This window comes from Sorangium sp. So ce296, from assembly GCF_051529605.1.
Classification (GTDB): Bacteria; Myxococcota_A; Polyangia; order Polyangiales; family Polyangiaceae; genus Sorangium; species Sorangium cellulosum_D.
Window position 1 is genome coordinate 7,451,180 of record NZ_CP150325.1, and the last position, 17,538, is coordinate 7,468,717.

The window sequence follows — 17,538 nt, forward strand, 5'->3', positions numbered from 1 at the left end:
GTGGGTGGCAGTCCAGCGAGGGAGCGATCACCTTTTTCGTCATCGAGGCGTGGAGACGCCTCGATCGGGTGCGAAGAGGTGTGTCTTCGGTCGACGAGCTCCGACCCGATCCCGGGGCGCGGCTCGGCTCACGGTCCTTCGAGGCGACAGCACACCCCGCAGTCGTAGGCGTCGAGCAGTTCGCGCCCGGCGCACTGGGCTTCGCCGCATTCGGTGCCCTGCAAGGCGCCGCAGCTCGGGAGGCATTCGCCGCCGACCTCGATCGAATGCGGGGGATCGCACGGCGTGTCGTTGCCCGGCGGCTCATCGCCGTCCGGCGTGAAGTACAGCCGATCCAGCCGGACGCCGTCGGCGGCGTTCGCGAGGACGAGCTCGTGAGCCCCGGCCGCGAGGGCGAAGCGGAGCGGCTCGCCGTAGCGGGTGTCGTCGTGGAGATCGTCCCAGAACCAGATCTCGCCGACGCTGATGCGCCAGAGGGTCCACGCGCCGCCGTCCACCTGGAACCAGAAGCGGTTGTCGATCGCGTTCGGCGCGTAGATCCGCCCCCAGATCACGTAGTCTGCCGCGCTCGGCGCCTCGAAGCGGTAGCGAGCGCGCGCGGGCCCCGGCGCCTCGCCCGAGCTCATCCCGCCGGGGGGCGAGAGGAAACGGCCCCCGGAAGCGCGGCTGTCCTCGCCCACGGTGAAGCCGCCGGTCAGCTCGCCGAGCTCCGCCTCGACGTACGAAGATCCGGAGACGACAGGCGCCCAGGCGCCGACCGAGGTGATCTCCGCGTCGCACCCGGAGGCGGCGAGGCAGCCGAGCGCCGCCATGCGAGCGGCCGACCAGCGCTTCACGGCGCGTCCAGGAGCCGCTTGAGCTTCGCGCTGTGGGGGCTCCCGGGATACTGTTTGACGAAGGCCTGAGCGCGCCGCTTCGCTTCCTGCATGTTGCCGCGCGAGGCCAGCACCTCGATGGCGAGCACCTCGCGCTCCTGCCGGAGCACGCCGTTCGGGAACTGCGCGCGCAGGCGCTCGAGGATCGCCGCGGCCGCCGCCGCGTCCCCGGAGCGCAGCTTGGCGCGCGCTTCCGTGAGCAGCGCGCTCTCCGCGCGCAGCAGATCGGTCTCGGTCGGCTTCGGTCCGCTCGGCCTCCGGCTCGGCTCCCCCTCGATCGGAGTCTCCGGCCGCGGCTCGGGGCGCGGCGCCGGCTCGGCCGCCGTCGCGACCGGCGCCTGCGGCTCCTGCGGCTCCTGCGGCTCCTGCGGCGCTGCCGCCGACGCTTGCGGCGCCACCGCCTGCGCCTGCTCCGGGCCCGCCGAGCGGCTCGGCGGCGGCTCGGCCGACGACGAGAGCGCCCAGTACCCCGCGCCGAGCGCCAGGCCGCCGCCCACGAGCAGCGCCGCCGCCTTGATCGACAGCGCCGACGACAGGAGCGAACCGGCGGCCGCCTTCTTGGCGGCCGCCGCGCCGGAGCCCGCCGTGACGCCGACGGCCGCCGCCGCCGCGAGCTCGCTCGCGATGCCGCTCCACGCGCGCTCCTTCGCGCCCTCGGGCGGACCCACGTGGCGCACGCTCCCGAGGAGCTCCCGCTCGAGCGGATCCGCGCCGCTCTTGGCGCTCAGCAACCGTTCCGGATCCCCCATCACACCGCCTCCTTTCGGCCCGTGCCTTGTGCGACGGCGAGGCGCTTGACCTCGCGCGAGAACGCTTCGCGCGCCAGGCGCAGGCGCGAGCGTACGGTGCCGACCGAGATCCCCAGCAGATCTGCGATGTCCTGGCCGGACATCTCCTCGAGCTCGAACAGGACGAACACGAGGCGCTGCGGCTCCGGCAGCTTGTTCAAGAGGGCCTCTGCCGCCTGCGCGCGCTGCCGCGACTCCGCGCTCTGCGCGAGCTCCTCGGACGCGCCGCCGTAGAGGTCCATCGCCGCGGCGTCCGTCGTGACCTCGCGCCGGAAACGCGCCGAGCGTCGGTAGTCGCTCGCCACCCGCTGGCAGATGGCGAAGAGCCAGGTCGTGACGAGCGAGCGGCCCTCGAACTCGGGGAGCTTGAGGTGCGCGGTCAAGAACACCTTTTGCGCCAGATCGAGCACGTCCGCCTCGCGAACGCCGAGGCGCCTGAGCGAGCACCAGACGAAATTGAAGTGCGCGTCATAGAGGGCTCGAAAGCTGGGGTCCGGTGTGCTCATGCCCGTGACGTCCGGGTGACCTGCTCAGCGAGCGCAATGAGCCGAGCCCGCGAGCTCGGGCGCGGAATTGTACGGAGAATCGAACGGAGACGATACCACTCGGCCCCCTCGTGGGGAGACGGGCCCGACCCGATCACAAAAAATCGCGCGTGTTCCGCGCTGCGGCTACGCTCGCGTCGTCCCGATGCGGAGGATTCGCGCTCTTTGCGTGGGTTTTTGTGCGATGCTGGCCGCCGCGGGGACCGCCAGGGCGCGCGCGGAGCCGTTTCTGAGCGTGACGCGCGGTGCCGGCGCCGAGAGCTGTCCGGACGCGCCGCGCCTCATCGCGCGCGTCGAGCAGCTCCGGGGGCGACCGGAGACGGGGGCGAGCGGGGCCTACGCCGTCAGCTTCACCCGCGGCGACGACGGCTTCCGCGCGTCCATCCGGAGCGGGAGCGGCGCGCGCGAGCTGCGCGATCGCGGCGGCAGCTGCGCGGCGCTCGAGCAGGCGACGGCGGTGACGCTCGCGCTGCTGCTCGACTCCGACGCGCGGGAGCCGTCGTTGCAGGAGCCCGAGGCGGACGCGGGGGGCGAGCCCGCGCCCGGGGCGCCGGCGCCGGCGCTCCAGGCGCGAGCGCCGGCGACTGCCCCTGGAGCGCCGGCGCCTTCCCAGGCTTCGGCGGCGGCGCCGCCCGCGCGGCCCGAGCCCTCGGGAGCCGGTGGCGGCGCGCGGGAGCGCGAGGCGCCGAGCCCGGAGGGCGACGCGACGCGGCTCACCCTGGCGGCCGGCGCCGCCGGCCTGTTCGGCGTGGTGCGCCCCTTCGCGCCGGCGCTCTCCGCGGAGGTCGGCATCGGCGGCGCGCGATGGCGAGCGACGATGGGTGCGCTCTGGCTCGTCCCGCAGACGCTGAGACACGGACCGGGCGAGCTCCGCGAAACGCTGCTCGGCGGCGCCGCGCGCGCCTGCTTCGCGGCCGCCGGCTCGGCGGCGCTGCGCTTCGATGTCTGCTCCGGCGTTCACGCCGGCCGGCTCCAGGCGGCGGCGAGCGGCTATACGCGGAACGACGTCGCGGCGAAGGCGTGGCTGGCGGTGCCGCTCGAGCTGTCGCTCTCGCGCCTCTCGGGTCCGCTCGGCTTCGACGTCGGCGCCGCCGCGCTGCTGCCGCTCCGTCGCAACGATTTCTCGGTGGATGGCGTGGGCGTCGCGTACAGCTCGCCGCCGGTCGGCGCGCTCGTGTCGCTCCGCGGCGTCGGGGTCTGGGTGCTTTAGCTCCGCGCCTCCGGTTGGCCCTCCGTCCTCGCCCACCGCTCCTGCGCCGCACCCTCCCCGAGGTGGGACAGGCGATCCGGGCCGGCGAAGCGCGGGCGCTCGCGCTGCGCCGAGCGCGCGCCTTGACAGCCGCGGTAGGCTCGCGATGTAGTGCCGGCTCCGGAGGTGGTGAGCGCGGGACATGGCCGAGAGCGACGAGGCAAAAGGCGTGGCGATCTCGACCGGGAAGGCCCACCGCTTCATTTTCAGCCCGAAGATCGAGTGCAGTGAGCTCTCCGGCCCCCACTTCGATTTCGATCGTACGTTCATTCGCCCCGGCGGGATGGACTCTCTCGGCTCCATCGCCGCGACGGTCAAGGCCAAGCCCAGCAAACAGGCGGCGATCTTCGGCCACACCGACACGGTCGGCGACGAGGCGTACAACAAGGGGCTCTCCGAGCAGCGCGCCCGCCTGGCCCACGCGGCGCTCACCCATGACCCGGAGCCATGGGAAGAGCGTTATCGCGCCGAGCACTGGGGCCCGAGCGCGATCCAGGCGATGCTCAACGCCGTTCAGCCCCCCGAGGACAGGAGCCCTCGCCTCGCCGAGGACGGCGTGCTCGGCCCCAAGACCAAGGCCGCGATCGAGCGCTTTCAGGAGCGCTCCGGCCTCGGCGCCGACGGCGACGCCGGCCCCGACACCCGCAAAGCCCTCTTCAAGGCGTATTTCCAGCGCTCGATCCCGGAGCCCATCGACGCGGCGCAGGTCCTCGACGTCGGCGGCTCCAAGTTCATGGGCTGTGGCGAGTACAACCCCTTCACCCAGGGCGTCGCCGACGACGCCAGCCGCCGCGTGGTCGTCATCCTCTTCAGCCCCTCGACCAGGCCGAGCGGCCTCCCGTGCCGCCTGGGCGATGTGGGGCCGTGCAAGGGCAACCTCCGCGGCAAGGACGCGCCCCCGCCCCCGGACGACAAGACCCCTCATTTCCGCTGTGAGGTCTACCGCGGCATCGCCGAGCGCTGCCCCTGTGGCCCCGGCGTCGAGCTCCAGCCGTTCGAGCTCCAGATCCACGACGAGCTCTACCGCCCGTCCGGCGACGTCGAGTATCGCCTCACGCTGCCCTCTCAGGCGCGGATTCATGGCAAGACCGACGCGAAGGGCTGGATCAAGAACGCCGTGCCCAAGGGCCGCCAGAGGATCGTCGTCACCTACACGCCCGAGGGGAGCGATCACGAGATCTCGTTGCGCGTCCTCGTCACCGACGCCGACCCGAGCTCGGACGAGGCCATGCTCTGCCACCTGCGCAACTTCGGCTTCACCCACGACGATGACAGCGACCGCGGCGCGATCCTGCGCTTCCAGGCGGCGAAGGGCCTCGAGCGCTCGGGGGAGCTCGACGGGCCGACGCGCGACGCGATCCGGCGGATCGTCGAGGGAGGCGATGACTCCATGCAAGAGAGCCTGCGGGAGGAGACGGCATGAGCGTCGTCAAGGCGGCCCCCAGCTTCTTCTATTACGCCATGGCCGACGGCACCTCGGCCGTCGACAGCGAGGCGTTCGGCAAGCTCCTCGACGCCAAGGGGGGCGCCACGGGCTGGCGCAACCTGCTCGACCTGCTCGACCAGGACCCGGCCGAGCCCGGGCGCCTCGTCGACCCCAAGCACGATTTCCTGCCCATCTACAAGCTGAAGCGCGCCGGCTCCCTCGCCGCGAAGGATCCGAAGGGCATCGCCTGCATCTGCCCGGGCGGGCTCAACGGGCTCGGTCAGGACGGCATGTGGCAGAACTTCCGCGGCGGCGCGGCCGTGGATTTCCCGGAGCTCAAGGGCACGAACTGGGAGAAGCTCGTCGGGCGCCACGCCGGCGCCGAGCTCTCCGCGAAGTTCCTGAGCGAGTTCATGCTCGATCCCGTGGTCGAGGTCGACGGCGCCAAGAAGCAGATCGTCAGCGGCGCGTCGGCCGGCGCCAAGGGCACCCTCTTCCGCGCCAGCCTGCTGTACATGAGCTCTCACGGCTGGCTCGGCGGCTTCGCCCGGGGCGACCTGAACCCCGAGCACCCGGCGGCGCTCCCGCACCCCGGGGCGGGCGTCGCCGACGACCCGCGCGAGGCGTACATTCCCTTCAGCGCCTATTTCGTGGCCGGCAAGTACGACATGGCGGGCCGCGCGTTCAGCGGGCCGCAGTGGATCATCCTCGCCCAGTGCTCGACGCTCAACAACACGACGTGGGCGATGTGGGCGAGAGTCATGGCCCGCAGCTCGCCCCAGGTGCGCGGCATCCTCGGGTACGAGGAGGCCTCGCCCTCGGCGGTCGCGTCGATCCCGATCGCGACCTCGTTCTTCACGCACCTGAAGAACAAGAAGACGTTCTACGAGGCGTGGAAGGCCGCCAACCCGGGGCAGAACTGGGCGGCGCTGGTCCACGAGGACGCCATGGGCGACACCCTCGACGGGTGGGCGGCGCGCAAGGCGCTCGGCGGGAAAGACCTGTCCAATTACCTGGGCTCCGCCTCGAAGGCCACGAAGCAGGTCAAGGTCGCCGATCCGCCGCCCCCCTACCGCGTCCAGGTCTTCCAAAAACTCAGCGCCGCGAACGGCGGCGACACGTTCGAGATCAGGCCCGACGTGCTCGACCGCATCGACGCCGGGCTGTTCGACGAGAGCGAGTACCGCGTGGAGATCTCGCACCTGGCCGGCGGGAAGATCAGCCAGGTGAAGCTGCAGTGGATCCACATACGCGACACCTTCAAGCAGTTCGACCTCAAGACCATCTTCAGCAGCTACTCCGCCCTCGGCGCCGGCGCGTCCGTGAGCACCAAGGACCCCAAGGTGCTCGTCGCCGACCTCGCGACCCCCGCGAGCAAGGTCGTGGTCACCTTCACGGCGAGAGACGCGAAGGGCCTCCTCGCGAGCGGCCTCGAGGGCCATCACTCCTACCTGTGGCCGCGGGTACACGCGACCGGCGACGGCCTCGTCGATCAGCGGCACGACGCGAAGGCGCGCGGCCTCGTCTATTATGGAGTCTAAGCGCAATGTCGATGCGTGGCTGTCTCTGCTCGATCTTGGCGCTCGTGGCCGCCTGCTCCTCCGGGGAGCCGGCCGCGCCGCCGCGCGCGCCCGCGTCCACGGCCGTGGCAGCGGCGCCGCCGTCCGCGTCCAGCGCGCCGGCCCTCGCCGCCGCGTCGGCGCCCGCGTCCAGCGCGCCAGCCTCCGCCGTCGCGTCGGCGAGCGAGACGCCGCCTCCGCCGCCGGTCGTGGAGGTCCACACCTCGGCCCTGCGGAAGCGGTTCTCGATCGCGGCCTCTGGGGCGGCCATGCGCCGGCGCAGCACGGGGTTCCGGCCGGATGTGGTGGGGCATGGGCAGGTGAAGCCCGAGAGCCTGGAGGCCTTTCACGAGCTCCTGCTCGACGTCGGGTTCTGCGGGCTCGCGCCGAAGGAGCGGGAGAGCGCGCCGGGCTACATCGTGATCAAGGCGGGCTTTCCCGACGTGACGTGCACCGTCGAGCTGCCCGACAAGAAGTGGGACGAGATCCCGAAGGCGAAGCGGGTCATCGAGGCGGCGCGGAAGCTCGAGGAGGAGGCGTGCGCTCAGGGGTGTCTGCCGTGAGCCGGAGCTAAGCGGGCCGCCAGTCGTCGGCGTCGAGCTCAGGGAACGAGATCTTGCACGTCCCGGGGTCGAGCCCCTCGACGAAGATCCGACCGTTTTGATCGAGCAAGCCCTCGCGGGGCAGCTGACCGGGCACCTCCAGGCGGTATTTCTTGAAAGGCACGGGCTGCGGCGGATCCGCGTCGTCCATGAGCTGAACTGCGATCCAGGTCTTCTCTTCCCGGGCGGGCGGCTCAGGCCCGCTGGGCTCGGGGAGCTCCGGCGACAGGACGGGCGCGCCGGGGGAGACGCGCGTCGTGCGGTACGCGACCAGACGGCCGTCGAGGAGCGCCTCCCGCACCCGCGCCCGGAGCCCGCTCGGATCGAGCCACCGTCCCGTGGAGGGCGTGTGGCCGAGCGCATCGCAGATGTCGGCGAGCGCCAGCCGGCCGTAGATCGGGTCGGCGGCGCGCGCGTCGAGCCACCACGTCGCTTCCAGCGCCGAGAGCCGCTGAACGCCCGCGTGCGCCGGCACGTCGGAGCTTCGTGCAATCCACATGACCTCAGGAAAGGAATCGATACGAAAGCGGTGACTCATCGGCGGATCGGCTCGAGCTGAGCAGAGCCGTCATGGCACCACATCGCGACGGACGCGTCAATCCCAGGTGCGTCCGGGGCCGTACCCGCCGGGCCCGACGAGCTCTGCCCGCCGGACGTCGTCACGTCGAGTCACGTCGAGTCACGTCGAGTCACGTCGAATCACGTCGAATCACGTCGAATCACGTCGAATCACGTCGAATCACGTCGAATCACGTCGAATCACGTCGAATCACGTCGAATCACATCGACTCGACCGACTTGAGCATCTCCGGGATGAAGTGGAGCCTCGGCCGGAGCAGCCTGTCGCGGCGTCCGGGCTGCCGGACCTGGAGCATGACGCCTGTCGCGGCGCTGTTCGAGGCATCGAGAAGGTCGTCCGTGAATGTGTAGCTGTAATTCTCTTGCTTGGTCGGCGCCTTGTCCTGCGCGCCGGCTTCGGGGATCGAGGCGCAGAGAAACAACAGCGCGGCTGTGGCCGAAAAGAGCGATCGCGGCTTCATCATGACTCCTTGCTTCTATCGGACACGAGCGACGACCACGGATTGGGACCCTTTTGGCCGAGCTCGATGTCGCGCCGCGAGGCACGCCGGCGGCCATGCCGCCGCCGCGGATCTCCTCGCTCAGGCGCCCCCTCGGCGGCCGCGCCCCCCGTGCGCGATGCGCCGCTGTGGCCTTGTGCCGACAGCCGCGCTCGGTGTCGTCGCGATGCGCCCCTGGACGGAGCGCCGGATCCGGCGACATCGCAGGTGACATCGCCCACCTTCCGCGTAGAATCACCCCCGATGCTCATCCGCGGTCGAAGGAGCGTGGCGGGCAGCCTCATCGTCGCGGTCGTCGCGGCGCTCGCCGCGGTCGTCCCCGGCGGAGCGGCGGGCGCGGGCGAGGAGGCGCCGGCCAAGGTGGCGAGCGGCATCGCCGTCGGCGCGCAGCTGGAGGCGCTCGCGGACGTCAAGGTCGCGCGCGCCGAGGTCGCCCGGGGCTCCAGGGTGAGCGTGGCCAGGCTCATCGAGCGTCAGGGGCAGCTCACCGCGGTCGACGTCGAGCTCGCCGACGGCCACATCGCGCGCGTGGCGATGGCGACGGTCCGCGCGTCGTTCCGCGTCCTCTCCGAGTAGCGGCCGCGCCCCCCCCGGCCACCCCGACCCCGCCTTCTTCACCCCCGCGCCCGATCGCGGCTAGGGTGCCGCCATGCGGAACCCCGCCAAGGTGCGCGTCGCCGTCCTGTTCGGCGGTCGCTCGGCCGAGCACGAGATCTCCCTCCTGTCTGCCCGCTTCGTCGTCGAGGCGCTCGACCGCGAACGCTTCGAGCCGGTGCTCGTCGGCATCGACAAGTCCGGCCGCTGGCTGCTCCAGGACGAGGCGCTGCTCCTCGGCGCCGCGCGCGACCCCCGCCTCGCCCGGCTGAACGAGGCGATGCCGGAGATCGCGCTCGCCGCCCACCCGGGGCCCGCCGGCGAGGCGACGCTGGCCGTGCCGGGCGGCGGGCGCTCGCCGATCGACGTGGTCTTCCCCGTCCTGCACGGGCCCACGGGCGAGGACGGGTGCGTCCAGGGCCTCCTCGAGCTCGCCGGCGTCCCGTACGTCGGCTCCGGCGTGCTCGGCTCCGCCGTGGGGATGGACAAGGACGTGATGAAGCGCCTGCTCCGCGACGCCGAGATCCCGATCGTGCCTCACGTCGCGCTCCGCCGCGCCGCGTGGGAGCGCGATCGCGGCGCGTGCCTCGAGCAGATCGCCGGCCTGTCCCCCGCCGGGAGCGGCGGCTTCGGGCCGATCTTCGTCAAGCCGGCGAACCTCGGGTCGTCCGTCGGGGTCCGGCGCGTCACGGCGCGCGCCGAGCTCGAGGCGGCCGTCGAGCACGCCTTCGAGTTCGACCTGAAGATCGTCTGCGAGCGGGGCATCGAGGGCGTGCGCGAGGTCGAGTGCTCCGTGCTCGGCGACGACGACCCGATCGCCTCGGTGCCCGGCGAGATCGTCGTCGGCCACGCCGACGGCTTCTACTCCTACGCCGCGAAGTACATCGACGCCGACGGCGCCACGATCCGCATCCCGGCCGACCTCTCGCCGGCCGAGGCGAACGCCGTCCAGCTGCTGGCGCTCCGCACCTTCCGCGCGCTGGAGGCGTCGGGCATGGCCCGCGTCGACCTCTTCCTCGCCCCGGACCGCTCGCTCTACGTGAACGAGATCAACACCATCCCCGGCTTCACGGCGATCTCGATGTACCCGAAGCTCTGGGAGGCGAGCGGCATCCCGCCGCGCGCGCTGATCGAGCGCCTCATCGCGCTCGCGCTCGAGCGCGGCGCGCGGAAGGCCCGCCTGAGGACGAGCGCCTAGCGCCGCGTCCTTGAGGCGGCGGCCCGCTCGTGCGCACACGGAGGCGGATGTTCGACACGCACCTGCGCCGATGGAGCCTCATCCCCGACGGCGAGCCCATCGTCACCCGGAACGCACGCTTGCTGCCGGTCCGGCGCGCGGGCGAGCCGGCCATGCTCAAGCTGGCCGTGCACGAGGAAGAGCGCCGCGGGGGCCTCGTGATGGAGTGGTGGGACGGCGACGGCGCCGCCCGCGTGCTCGCCCGCGAGGGCGACGCCATCCTGCTCGAGCGCGCCGAGGGGCCGAGATCCCTGGCCGAGATGTCGCGCAACGGAGAGGACGACGAGGCATGCCGGATCCTGTGCGCCGTGGCGGCTCGGCTGCACGCGCCGAGGGCCCGGCCCCTCCCGGAGCTGGTCCCGCTCACGCGCTGGTTCCAGGCGCTCGCGCCCGCCGCCGCGGCCCACGGCGGCATCCTGGTGCGCTGCCTGGAAGCTGCCCGCGCCCTGCTCGCGGAGCCTCGCGAGGTCGTCGTGCTGCACGGCGATCTGCACCACGACAACGTGCTGGACTTCGGCGACCGCGGCTTCCTCGCGATCGACCCCAAGCACCTCGTGGGCGAACGAAGCTTCGACTTCGCCAACCTCTTCACCAATCCGGACCTGGCCGATCCCACCCGCCCGGTCGCGACGGAGCCCGGCCGGTTCGCCCGACGGCTGGAGATCGTGGCCCATGCGGCCGGCCTCGAACGGACGCGCCTGCTGCGCTGGATCCTCGCGTGGACCGGCCTGTCCGCGGCGTGGTTCCTGGGGGACGGCGACTCGCCCGACATCGACCTGCGCGTGGCGGAGCTCTCGGCCGCGGAGCTGGATCGATAGAGGCAACGCGCCGGCCGGGCAGCTCGGCAGCTCACGCCGCGGGTTCGGGATCGAGCCGCACCCCCGCCGCCCCCAGCGCGGGCCGCCGCACCAGACACGGCCCGAGCTCCTCCAGGATCCGCGCGTGCCGCTCCGCCGGCGCCCAGATCAGGATGTGCCCGCCCCCGCCCGCGCCGCACATCCGGAGCACCTCGACCCCCAGGCCGTCGAGCCTCTGCCGCATGGCGACCGCGATGGCGCTCGCCGCCTCCGACAGCCGCACCTTGGCCGCCGCCCCGCGGCGCATGCCCGAGAGCACCAGCGCGAGCGAGCCGATCTCGAACCCGCGCGCGACGTCGCCGGCCGCCGCGACGAGCTCGCCCTTGGCCCCGCACGCCGCGCCGGCGTCCACCCGATCCAGCACCTCGCCGGACACGCGCCGCACCGCCGTGTCCACCAGCAAGAGCCCGGCCGAGAGCGCCGGCACGAGCTCCGGGCTGCCGATCGCGAGCCGCCGCACCCCCGAGCAGCCCCGGGCGTCGAAGGCGAGATCGAGCAGCCCGCCGAACGCCGCGAACACCTGATCCTGCGCGCCGCACGCGTTGCCCAGGCGCTCGCGCTCGATCGCGACCGCCTCGCGCGAGAGCTCCTCCGGCGAGGCGACCTCGCCCACCGAGGCGCGCAGCGCGAACAGCGCCGCCACCGCCGCGGACGCGCTGCCTCCGAGCCCAGCGCCGGGCGACATCTCGGTCTCGACCCGGAGCGCGACCCCGTCGCCCACGCCCGTCGCGGCGAGCGTCGCCTCGATCAGCCGGAACGCGAGATCGTCGCGCGGGGGATCCGTGCGGCGCCGCGTGAGCACGCGCGGCGCGCCGGCCTCGGCGGCCTCGGCGCCCCAACCAGGCGGCCTCTGGCCGCGCGAGGCGAGCTCCATCCGCACCCAGCCCCGATCGAACGGCTCCACGACCACGCGGACGCGCAGATCGAGCGCCGCGCCCACGACGCGCCCGCCGTCCAGCAGGGCGACGCCGGGCAGATCGCTGCCGCCTCCGGCGAAGGAGACGCGCATCGGGGCGCTTGCGGCCGCGCGCCAGAGCGGGGTTCGCAGCGCTCGCGGCGCGAGGAGGGAGCCGGCGCAGGGGGTGCTCATGTCGTCTTCAACGCTTCAACGCTTCAACGCGCAACGCCTCGGCGCGGGCGCGACCCGACGGGACGCGAGAGGAGCCCAGGGACCGAGGTGGAGCGCCCGCGGCGGCTCCCGGTGCAGGGAGCGAGCCAGCGATGGAGCGCCCGGCGTGCACGCACGCCCGCGCCCGAGCAGGGAGCGAGCCGCGGCCCTCGAGCGCCGTCGTCCAGAGGGGCACGCGCCCGCGCGGCCCTGGTGCGGCTCGGTCGTGGACGGAGATCGCGGGAGCGGCGCGCCGCCGCCCGCCGGCCGCGCTCAGTTCAGGTCCTTGCTCGCCGGCTCGTCCCGGGGCGCGGGCTGCGCGCGCGCCGCGTCGAGGATCCGCTCGATGACCCTGAGGCCGGCCGCGAACATCTCCCGCTCAGCGCGCTCGCCCCCGGCGTGCACCTCGGCCGCCTTCTCGCGCAGCGCGAGCGCGTCGCGGCGGACGACCGGGAGGCGGGCCGCGGACGCCGCCTCGGCGATGCACCCGGCGAGATCGTAGACGAGGAACGCGTCCTCCTCGCTGATCCGGGGCTCCGCGCGGCGCGCCCCGGCGCGCCCGCGCGCCCCGGCGCCGCCTGCGCGACCCTTCTGGACGAACGACGACGCGACGTCCCGCTCCTCATCGTCCCCGATCGAGCTCGCGGAGACGCGATCGAGCAGGCTGGTCAGCTCGGCGCGGTAGGCGGCGAGGACCAGCGCGCAGAGCGCCCCGCGATCGCGCAGCGAGAAGAGGATCAGCTCGAGGAGCCGGTCGGACCGGGTCGCGCAGTTTTGCATCGCTGCCTTTTACGGTGTTCACCCACGCGACCTCAATCCAGAACGCCACCGCCCTCGGCGGATCCACCCGCGGACGCAGGGCGCGTTACGCCGCGAAGGCGCTTGCACGGCCGCCGCCGGCGCGCCGGAGCGCCGACCAGGTGGGGGGCCCCACGCGGCGGTTGCGGAGCTGGGCCGGATCGGTCAATAGGTCCGACCCTCCTGCGCCAGCGGGCCTCGACGGATGTCCGGCGCGCTGGCGCTGTCGCTCAGCCTGTCACCTGATCCTCACCGCACCGGCATTCCCGTGACCGCGAATCGTTCTACGAGCCCCACGCCCACCGAAGAGCAGTCCACCGCGCCGACCTCGGCCACCGTCGTGACCACGTCCGCCCAGCCCGCAGCCGGCGCGCCCGGCGCCGGGCTGAGCGCGAAGGGCGAGGCGATCGTGCGCGAGGAGGAGGCCCTGCTCGCCCGCGTGACCGCGCACCTCGCCACCGCCGCGGCCAAGCCGTCGCGGCCGCCGCCCATCGAGAACTACGAGGAGCAGCTCCTCTCGCTGCGCGATCAGATCGCGGCGGCGCGGCTCGAGGACGTGCCGGCGCTGGTGCAGCAGATGGAGCGCCTGCAAGGGATCGCCGCGCGGCGGAACGAGAACGTCGTCGAGCCCGTCGATCCGAAGTCGCCCTACTTCGGCCACCTGCGCCTGCGGGAGAAGGGCCGTCCCGAGCGCGACGTGCTCATCGGGCGCACGACGCTCGTCGACGCGAGCGCGGGGGTGCGGATCGTCGACTGGCGCCACGCCCCGGTCAGCCAGATCTACTACCGCTACGAGGAGGGCGCGGAGTACGAGGAGACCTTCGGCGAGCGCGAGGTCGAGGGCACTGTGCTCGTGCGGCGCACCGTGACCATCGACGACGGCGAGCTCTACCGCATCGCGGCGCCGCAGGGGACGTTCGTGCGGGGGCCCTCGGGCTTCCGCGAGATCGCGACGCGGGCGACCGAGCTCGCCGGCGGCCAGGGCAGCGCGGTGCGCCCCGAGGACATGCGCGACATCGCGCTCGCGGCCGGCGCGCGCGGCGGGCTCGGGACCGGGGCGGCGTTCCACGCGCGCGAGGACCGGCACCTGCCCGAGATCGCCGCGCTCCTCGACCCGCGGCAGTTCGAGCTCATCTCGAAGCCGGACGGCGGCATCGTGGTCATCCAGGGCGGCGCCGGCAGCGGCAAGACGACGATCGGCGTCCACCGGCTCGCCTTCCTCGCGTACAACGGCGGCCGCCGCTTCACCGCCGACAAGATGCTCGTCATCGTCGGCAGCCCGGCGCTCCGCGCGTACATCAGCGAGGCGCTCCCCGCGCTCGGCCTGGGCGGCATCGCGGTGGAGACGTTCTCCGAGTGGGCGCGCGCGGCCAGGAAGCGCGCGTTCCCGTGGCTCGAGGCGCCGGTCGAGGAGAACACGCCCTCGGTCGTGACCCGGTACAAGACCCACCCGGCGATGCTGCACCTCCTCGAGCAGCGCGCGTCGGAGCTCAAGGACGACGCGCGGGCGCGCCGCGACTCGCGCGGCACCCTCGCGTTCTGGGCGGACCTGCTCACCGATCTCGACCGGGCGCTGGCCGCCTTCGAGGCGGCGGGGGACCCGGAGTTCGGCCCGGAGCAGGTGAAGCGCGCGTGGCGCTGGTGCGCGGATCGCTGCCCTGCCGTGCTCGATCTCGACCCCGGCGATCGCGCCGAGCGCAAGGCGGCGATGGCCGACGAGCCCGCGGACGACGGCGACGACGAGCGCGGCGCCGACGCGCGCGAGGTCTCGAGCGACGACCGCGCGGTGCTCGACCCCGAGGACGACGCGCTCCTCCTGCGGGCGTACCAGCTGCTCCGGGGCGAGCTCCGCAAGGGCAAGAACGTGCTCACCTACGAGCACCTCTTCGTGGACGAGGCGCAGGATCTCGCGCCGATCGACCTCGCGGTGCTGCTCGGCGTGGTGGCCGAGCCGCGCAGCGTGACGCTGGCGGGCGACACGGCGCAGCGGCTCTTCATGGACTCGGGCTTCCGCGACTGGCGCGCGACGCTCGACGACCTCGGCCTGTCGCGGGTCGACGTCGAGCCGCTGCGCATCGCGTACCGCTCCACGCGCGAGGTGCTCGCGTTCGCCCGCGCGGTGCTCGGCCCACTCGCGGATCCGACGCCGCCGCTCGCGCCGCGCAGCGGCGCGCCGGTCGAGCACCACCATTTCCCGAGCGCCGGCGCCGCCGTCGCGTTCCTGGCCGACGCGATCCGCCCGCTGTTCGCCCGCGAGCCCCGCGCGACGCTGGCGATCCTGGCGCGCCACCCCGAGCAGGCGGACGTCTATTACGACGCCCTCAGGATGGCGGAGATCCCGAACCTCCGGCGCGTGCGCGCCTACGAGTTCGCGTTCCGCCCCGGCGTCGAGGTGACGGAGATCCGGCAGGTGAAGGGGCTGGAGTACGACTACGTGGTGCTCGTCGACGTGAACGCGTCGACCTACCCGGCGGACGACGAGTCGCGGCACCTGCTCCACATCGGCGCGACGCGCGCGGCGCACCAGCTCTGGGTGGTGTCGACGACGGCGCCGTCGCCGCTCCTGCCGGACTGGCTGGGCTGAGGCCGGCCGGCGCCGCGGAGCCGGGGCTAACCGGCTCGGAGGCGAGCTCGACACAATCGACATGGCGCTGTGAGAGAATCCTTGACCTTCAGGGGGCCGCGAGTAGATTCCCTCTCGCGCGGTGGAGCAGCCTGGTAGCTCGTCGGGCTCATAACCCGAAGGTCGTGGGTTCAAATCCCGCCCGCGCAACCAAACGGTCCTGAGGACCAACCCAAGCAGCCCCGGTGGTTATCCCCCGGGGCTTTTTGCTGTCCGCGCTCCGCGATTCTTCGCACGCTCGCGTCGAAGGGATCAGGGGGCTCGGCGCGAGGTCGCCTCGTACCGCGCTGGCCGCACCTTGCGGTTGCCGCCGTCGTGGCGCGGCGGCGCGTCAATCGTCCTTGAGACCTGACGATTCGTGACGGGTGCACGCTCCCTCGCGCAACTAGGTCCGACATGGACCACGGCGCCTCTGCCGCTGCCCGCGCGCTCCTCACTCCCGTGCCGTCTGGTGCGCTGGCCGGGGGCGACCCGTTCTCACCACGAACGACCGGCGGCGGACCCGTGGCTCTGACACGTGGAGGGTGCCGATGAAGCGACTCAGCGATCGTTCGCGTGGGGTCATGCTCCGTGCCTCGAGCACGACCCCAGCTGTTCTCCTCGTGCTCGCGGCGCTCGTCACGCCCGCGTGCGGCGACAGCGGTGGCAGCCCCCCGGGCTCGGGCGCGGCTGGAGCGCCGGGGGACGGCGGTGCAGGATCCGTGGGCGGCGGAGGCGGATCGAGCGCGATCGCCGGCGTCGCGTCGGGCGGTGGTGCCGCGGGGGGTGGCGGGGCGACCGTCGCCGGCAGCGGCGGCTCGTCAGGCGACGGCGCCTCTGCCGGCGGGAGCCCTGCGGCTTCCGGTGCCGGCAGCGGCGGGGCGCCACCGAGCGGCGAAGTGCTCGCATTTCCGGGGGCTCAAGGGTTCGGGCGGCACGCCGTCGGCGGGCGCGGCGGCGACGTCGTGCACGTCACGAACCTGAACGACTCCGGCGCGGGCTCGCTGCGCGACGCGATCAGCCAGCCGAACCGAACGGTCGTGTTCGACGTCGGCGGCGTGATCGAGATCTCGTCGCGCCTGGTGTTCAAGAGCAACCAGACGATCGCGGGTCAAACGGCCCCGGGCGGCGGTATCACCATCTACGGCAATGGCACCTCGTTTTCCGGCGCGTCGAACACCGTCGTACGCTTCGTCCGCTTCCGCATGGGCGCCGGGGGCGATTCGGGCAAGGACACCGTGACCATGGCGAACGGGCACGACGTGATCTGGGACCACTGCTCGCTCAGCTGGGGGCGCGACGGCACGTTCGATCTCAACAAGGAGAGCGGCGCCGAGCTCTACAACTTGACCCTTCAGGACTCGATCGTCGCGCAAGGGCTCCAGTCGCACAGCACGGGCGGCCTGGTGAACACCGCCGGCACGTCGATCATCCGGTCGCTCTACATCGACAACAACTCGCGCAACCCGAAGGCGCGCGGCACGCTGCAGTTCGTCAACAACGTGGTCTACAACTGGGTCGTGTCCGGCTACATCCTGGGCGACACCAGCGGCCGCTCGGACGGCTCGATGCTGGGCAACTACTTCATCGCCGGCCCGGAGACGAGAGGCGGCACGCTGGATAGCCCCACTCCCGCGTACAATCTCCACGCCGACGGCAATTACTACGACAGCGACAAGGACGGCACGCTCGACGGCAGGCTCCTCGGCAAGGGCGACTTCGGCACGGTCACCTGGCTCGACGCGCCTTCCGTCGAGTTCCCCGACGTGCCCGCCATGACCGCGCAAGAGGCGTACGCGTATGTCAGCGCGCACGCCGGAGCGTCGATCCACCGCGACGAGGCGGATCGCTACGTGCTCGACGAGCTGGCGTCGCTCGGCGAGCGGGGCGCGACGATCAGCAACGAATCGAGCCTCGGCTTCGCGAACGGTGTCGGCGCCCTGCCCGGCGGCAGCGCTCCGCGCGACGCCGACCGGGACGGCATGCCGGACGCCTGGGAGAGCGCACGAGATCTCGACCCGGCGAACGGGGACGATCGGAACGGAGACCGCGACGGCGACGGCTACACGAACCTCGAGGAGTATCTGAGCTCGCTCGTGCCGTGAGCCCCGCCTGCGAGGGCGCGTCCGGCCAGCAGGAGCCGTCGGGATCGGCCTCTCGTCCCTCGACCCGGGCGCGTTCCACGAGTCCAGGCGAGCGCTGCTTCGGCGTCGAGCACG

Annotated in this window: 16 protein-coding genes and 1 tRNA gene; 10 read left to right on the forward strand and 7 right to left on the reverse strand. The window is 72.9% G+C overall.

Annotated elements, in window-relative coordinates; genetic code table 11:
- Window positions 1-128: 128 nt before the first annotated feature.
- From WME98_RS27795 to WME98_RS27805, 3 genes are read right to left on the reverse strand one after another with little or no spacing between them, the layout of a single operon-like run.
- Window positions 129-836: a hypothetical protein gene (locus WME98_RS27795; protein WP_437944723.1), complete on the reverse strand. Its 708-nt coding sequence runs from the start codon at window positions 834-836 to the stop codon at window positions 129-131.
- The gene (locus WME98_RS27800; protein WP_437944724.1) at window positions 833-1,624 is read right to left on the reverse strand and encodes a tetratricopeptide repeat protein; all 792 of its coding nucleotides are present in this window, start codon (window positions 1,622-1,624) and stop codon (window positions 833-835) included. The genes WME98_RS27795 and WME98_RS27800 overlap by 4 nt, the downstream gene beginning before the upstream one ends.
- Window positions 1,624-2,169, reverse strand: coding sequence for an RNA polymerase sigma factor (locus tag WME98_RS27805; RefSeq protein WP_061624147.1), 546 nt, complete (start codon window positions 2,167-2,169; stop codon window positions 1,624-1,626). The genes WME98_RS27800 and WME98_RS27805 overlap by 1 nt, the downstream gene beginning before the upstream one ends.
- A gap of 208 nt (window positions 2,170-2,377) precedes the next feature.
- Here WME98_RS27805 and WME98_RS27810 point away from each other — a divergent pair, with 208 nt between their 5' ends.
- The 4 genes from WME98_RS27810 to WME98_RS27825 all read left to right on the forward strand — a co-directional run bounded on the left by WME98_RS27810 (window position 2,378) and on the right by WME98_RS27825 (window position 7,005).
- Window positions 2,378-3,418 carry a hypothetical protein gene (locus WME98_RS27810; protein WP_437944725.1) on the forward strand — a complete coding sequence of 347 codons (1,041 nt, stop codon included), beginning with the start codon at window positions 2,378-2,380 and terminating at the stop codon, window positions 3,416-3,418.
- A 181-nt stretch (window positions 3,419-3,599) separates the two neighbouring features.
- A complete protein-coding gene (locus tag WME98_RS27815) occupies window positions 3,600-4,880 on the forward strand; it encodes a peptidoglycan-binding protein (RefSeq protein WP_437944727.1) in 1,281 nt (426 codons plus the stop codon).
- Window positions 4,877-6,424, forward strand: a complete 1,548-nt coding sequence (locus tag WME98_RS27820) for a hypothetical protein (RefSeq protein WP_437944728.1) — start codon at window positions 4,877-4,879, stop codon at window positions 6,422-6,424. The genes WME98_RS27815 and WME98_RS27820 overlap by 4 nt, the downstream gene beginning before the upstream one ends.
- 11 nt (window positions 6,425-6,435) lie before the next feature.
- The gene (locus tag WME98_RS27825; RefSeq protein ID WP_437944729.1) at window positions 6,436-7,005 is read left to right on the forward strand and encodes a hypothetical protein; all 570 of its coding nucleotides are present in this window, start codon (window positions 6,436-6,438) and stop codon (window positions 7,003-7,005) included.
- Between the two features lie 7 nt (window positions 7,006-7,012).
- On the opposite strand, the gene WME98_RS27830 is transcribed toward WME98_RS27825, so the two are convergent.
- Both WME98_RS27830 and WME98_RS27835 read right to left on the reverse strand, forming a co-directional pair.
- A complete protein-coding gene (locus WME98_RS27830; protein WP_437944731.1) occupies window positions 7,013-7,543 on the reverse strand; it encodes a hypothetical protein in 531 nt (176 codons plus the stop codon).
- Between the two features lie 280 nt (window positions 7,544-7,823).
- Window positions 7,824-8,087: a hypothetical protein gene (locus WME98_RS27835; RefSeq protein WP_061624993.1), complete on the reverse strand. Its 264-nt coding sequence runs from the start codon at window positions 8,085-8,087 to the stop codon at window positions 7,824-7,826.
- A 279-nt stretch (window positions 8,088-8,366) separates the two neighbouring features.
- On the opposite strand from WME98_RS27835, the gene WME98_RS27840 reads away from it, so the two are divergent.
- The 3 genes from WME98_RS27840 to WME98_RS27850 all read left to right on the forward strand — a co-directional run bounded on the left by WME98_RS27840 (window position 8,367) and on the right by WME98_RS27850 (window position 10,772).
- The gene (locus WME98_RS27840; RefSeq protein WP_437944732.1) at window positions 8,367-8,699 is read left to right on the forward strand and encodes a hypothetical protein; all 333 of its coding nucleotides are present in this window, start codon (window positions 8,367-8,369) and stop codon (window positions 8,697-8,699) included.
- A gap of 73 nt (window positions 8,700-8,772) precedes the next feature.
- On the forward strand, window positions 8,773-9,915 hold the full coding sequence (locus tag WME98_RS27845) for a D-alanine--D-alanine ligase family protein (RefSeq protein ID WP_437944734.1): 1,143 nt from the start codon (window positions 8,773-8,775) through the stop codon (window positions 9,913-9,915).
- Window positions 9,916-9,962: 47 nt separating this feature from the next.
- Window positions 9,963-10,772, forward strand: a complete 810-nt coding sequence (locus tag WME98_RS27850; RefSeq protein ID WP_437944736.1) for an aminoglycoside phosphotransferase family protein — start codon at window positions 9,963-9,965, stop codon at window positions 10,770-10,772.
- 31 nt (window positions 10,773-10,803) lie between these two features.
- Here the strand turns inward: WME98_RS27850 and WME98_RS27855 are convergent, their stop codons facing one another.
- Both WME98_RS27855 and WME98_RS27860 read right to left on the reverse strand, forming a co-directional pair.
- On the reverse strand, window positions 10,804-11,901 hold the full coding sequence (locus WME98_RS27855; RefSeq protein ID WP_437944738.1) for a GHMP family kinase ATP-binding protein: 1,098 nt from the start codon (window positions 11,899-11,901) through the stop codon (window positions 10,804-10,806).
- A gap of 291 nt (window positions 11,902-12,192) precedes the next feature.
- A complete protein-coding gene (locus WME98_RS27860; protein ID WP_061624997.1) occupies window positions 12,193-12,699 on the reverse strand; it encodes a hypothetical protein in 507 nt (168 codons plus the stop codon).
- A 286-nt stretch (window positions 12,700-12,985) separates the two neighbouring features.
- Between WME98_RS27860 and WME98_RS27865 the strand changes: the two genes are divergently transcribed.
- The 3 genes from WME98_RS27865 (at window position 12,986) to WME98_RS27875 (ending at window position 17,424) form a co-directional block, all read left to right on the forward strand.
- Window positions 12,986-15,301 (forward strand): ATP-binding domain-containing protein, encoded by a 2,316-nt coding sequence (locus WME98_RS27865; protein WP_437944740.1) that lies wholly within the window; start codon window positions 12,986-12,988, stop codon window positions 15,299-15,301.
- A 115-nt stretch (window positions 15,302-15,416) separates the two neighbouring features.
- Window positions 15,417-15,493, forward strand: a tRNA-Met gene (locus WME98_RS27870).
- Window positions 15,494-15,903: 410 nt separating this feature from the next.
- Window positions 15,904-17,424 carry a pectate lyase family protein gene (locus WME98_RS27875; RefSeq protein WP_437944742.1) on the forward strand — a complete coding sequence of 507 codons (1,521 nt, stop codon included), beginning with the start codon at window positions 15,904-15,906 and terminating at the stop codon, window positions 17,422-17,424.
- Window positions 17,425-17,538: the final 114 nt, after the last annotated feature.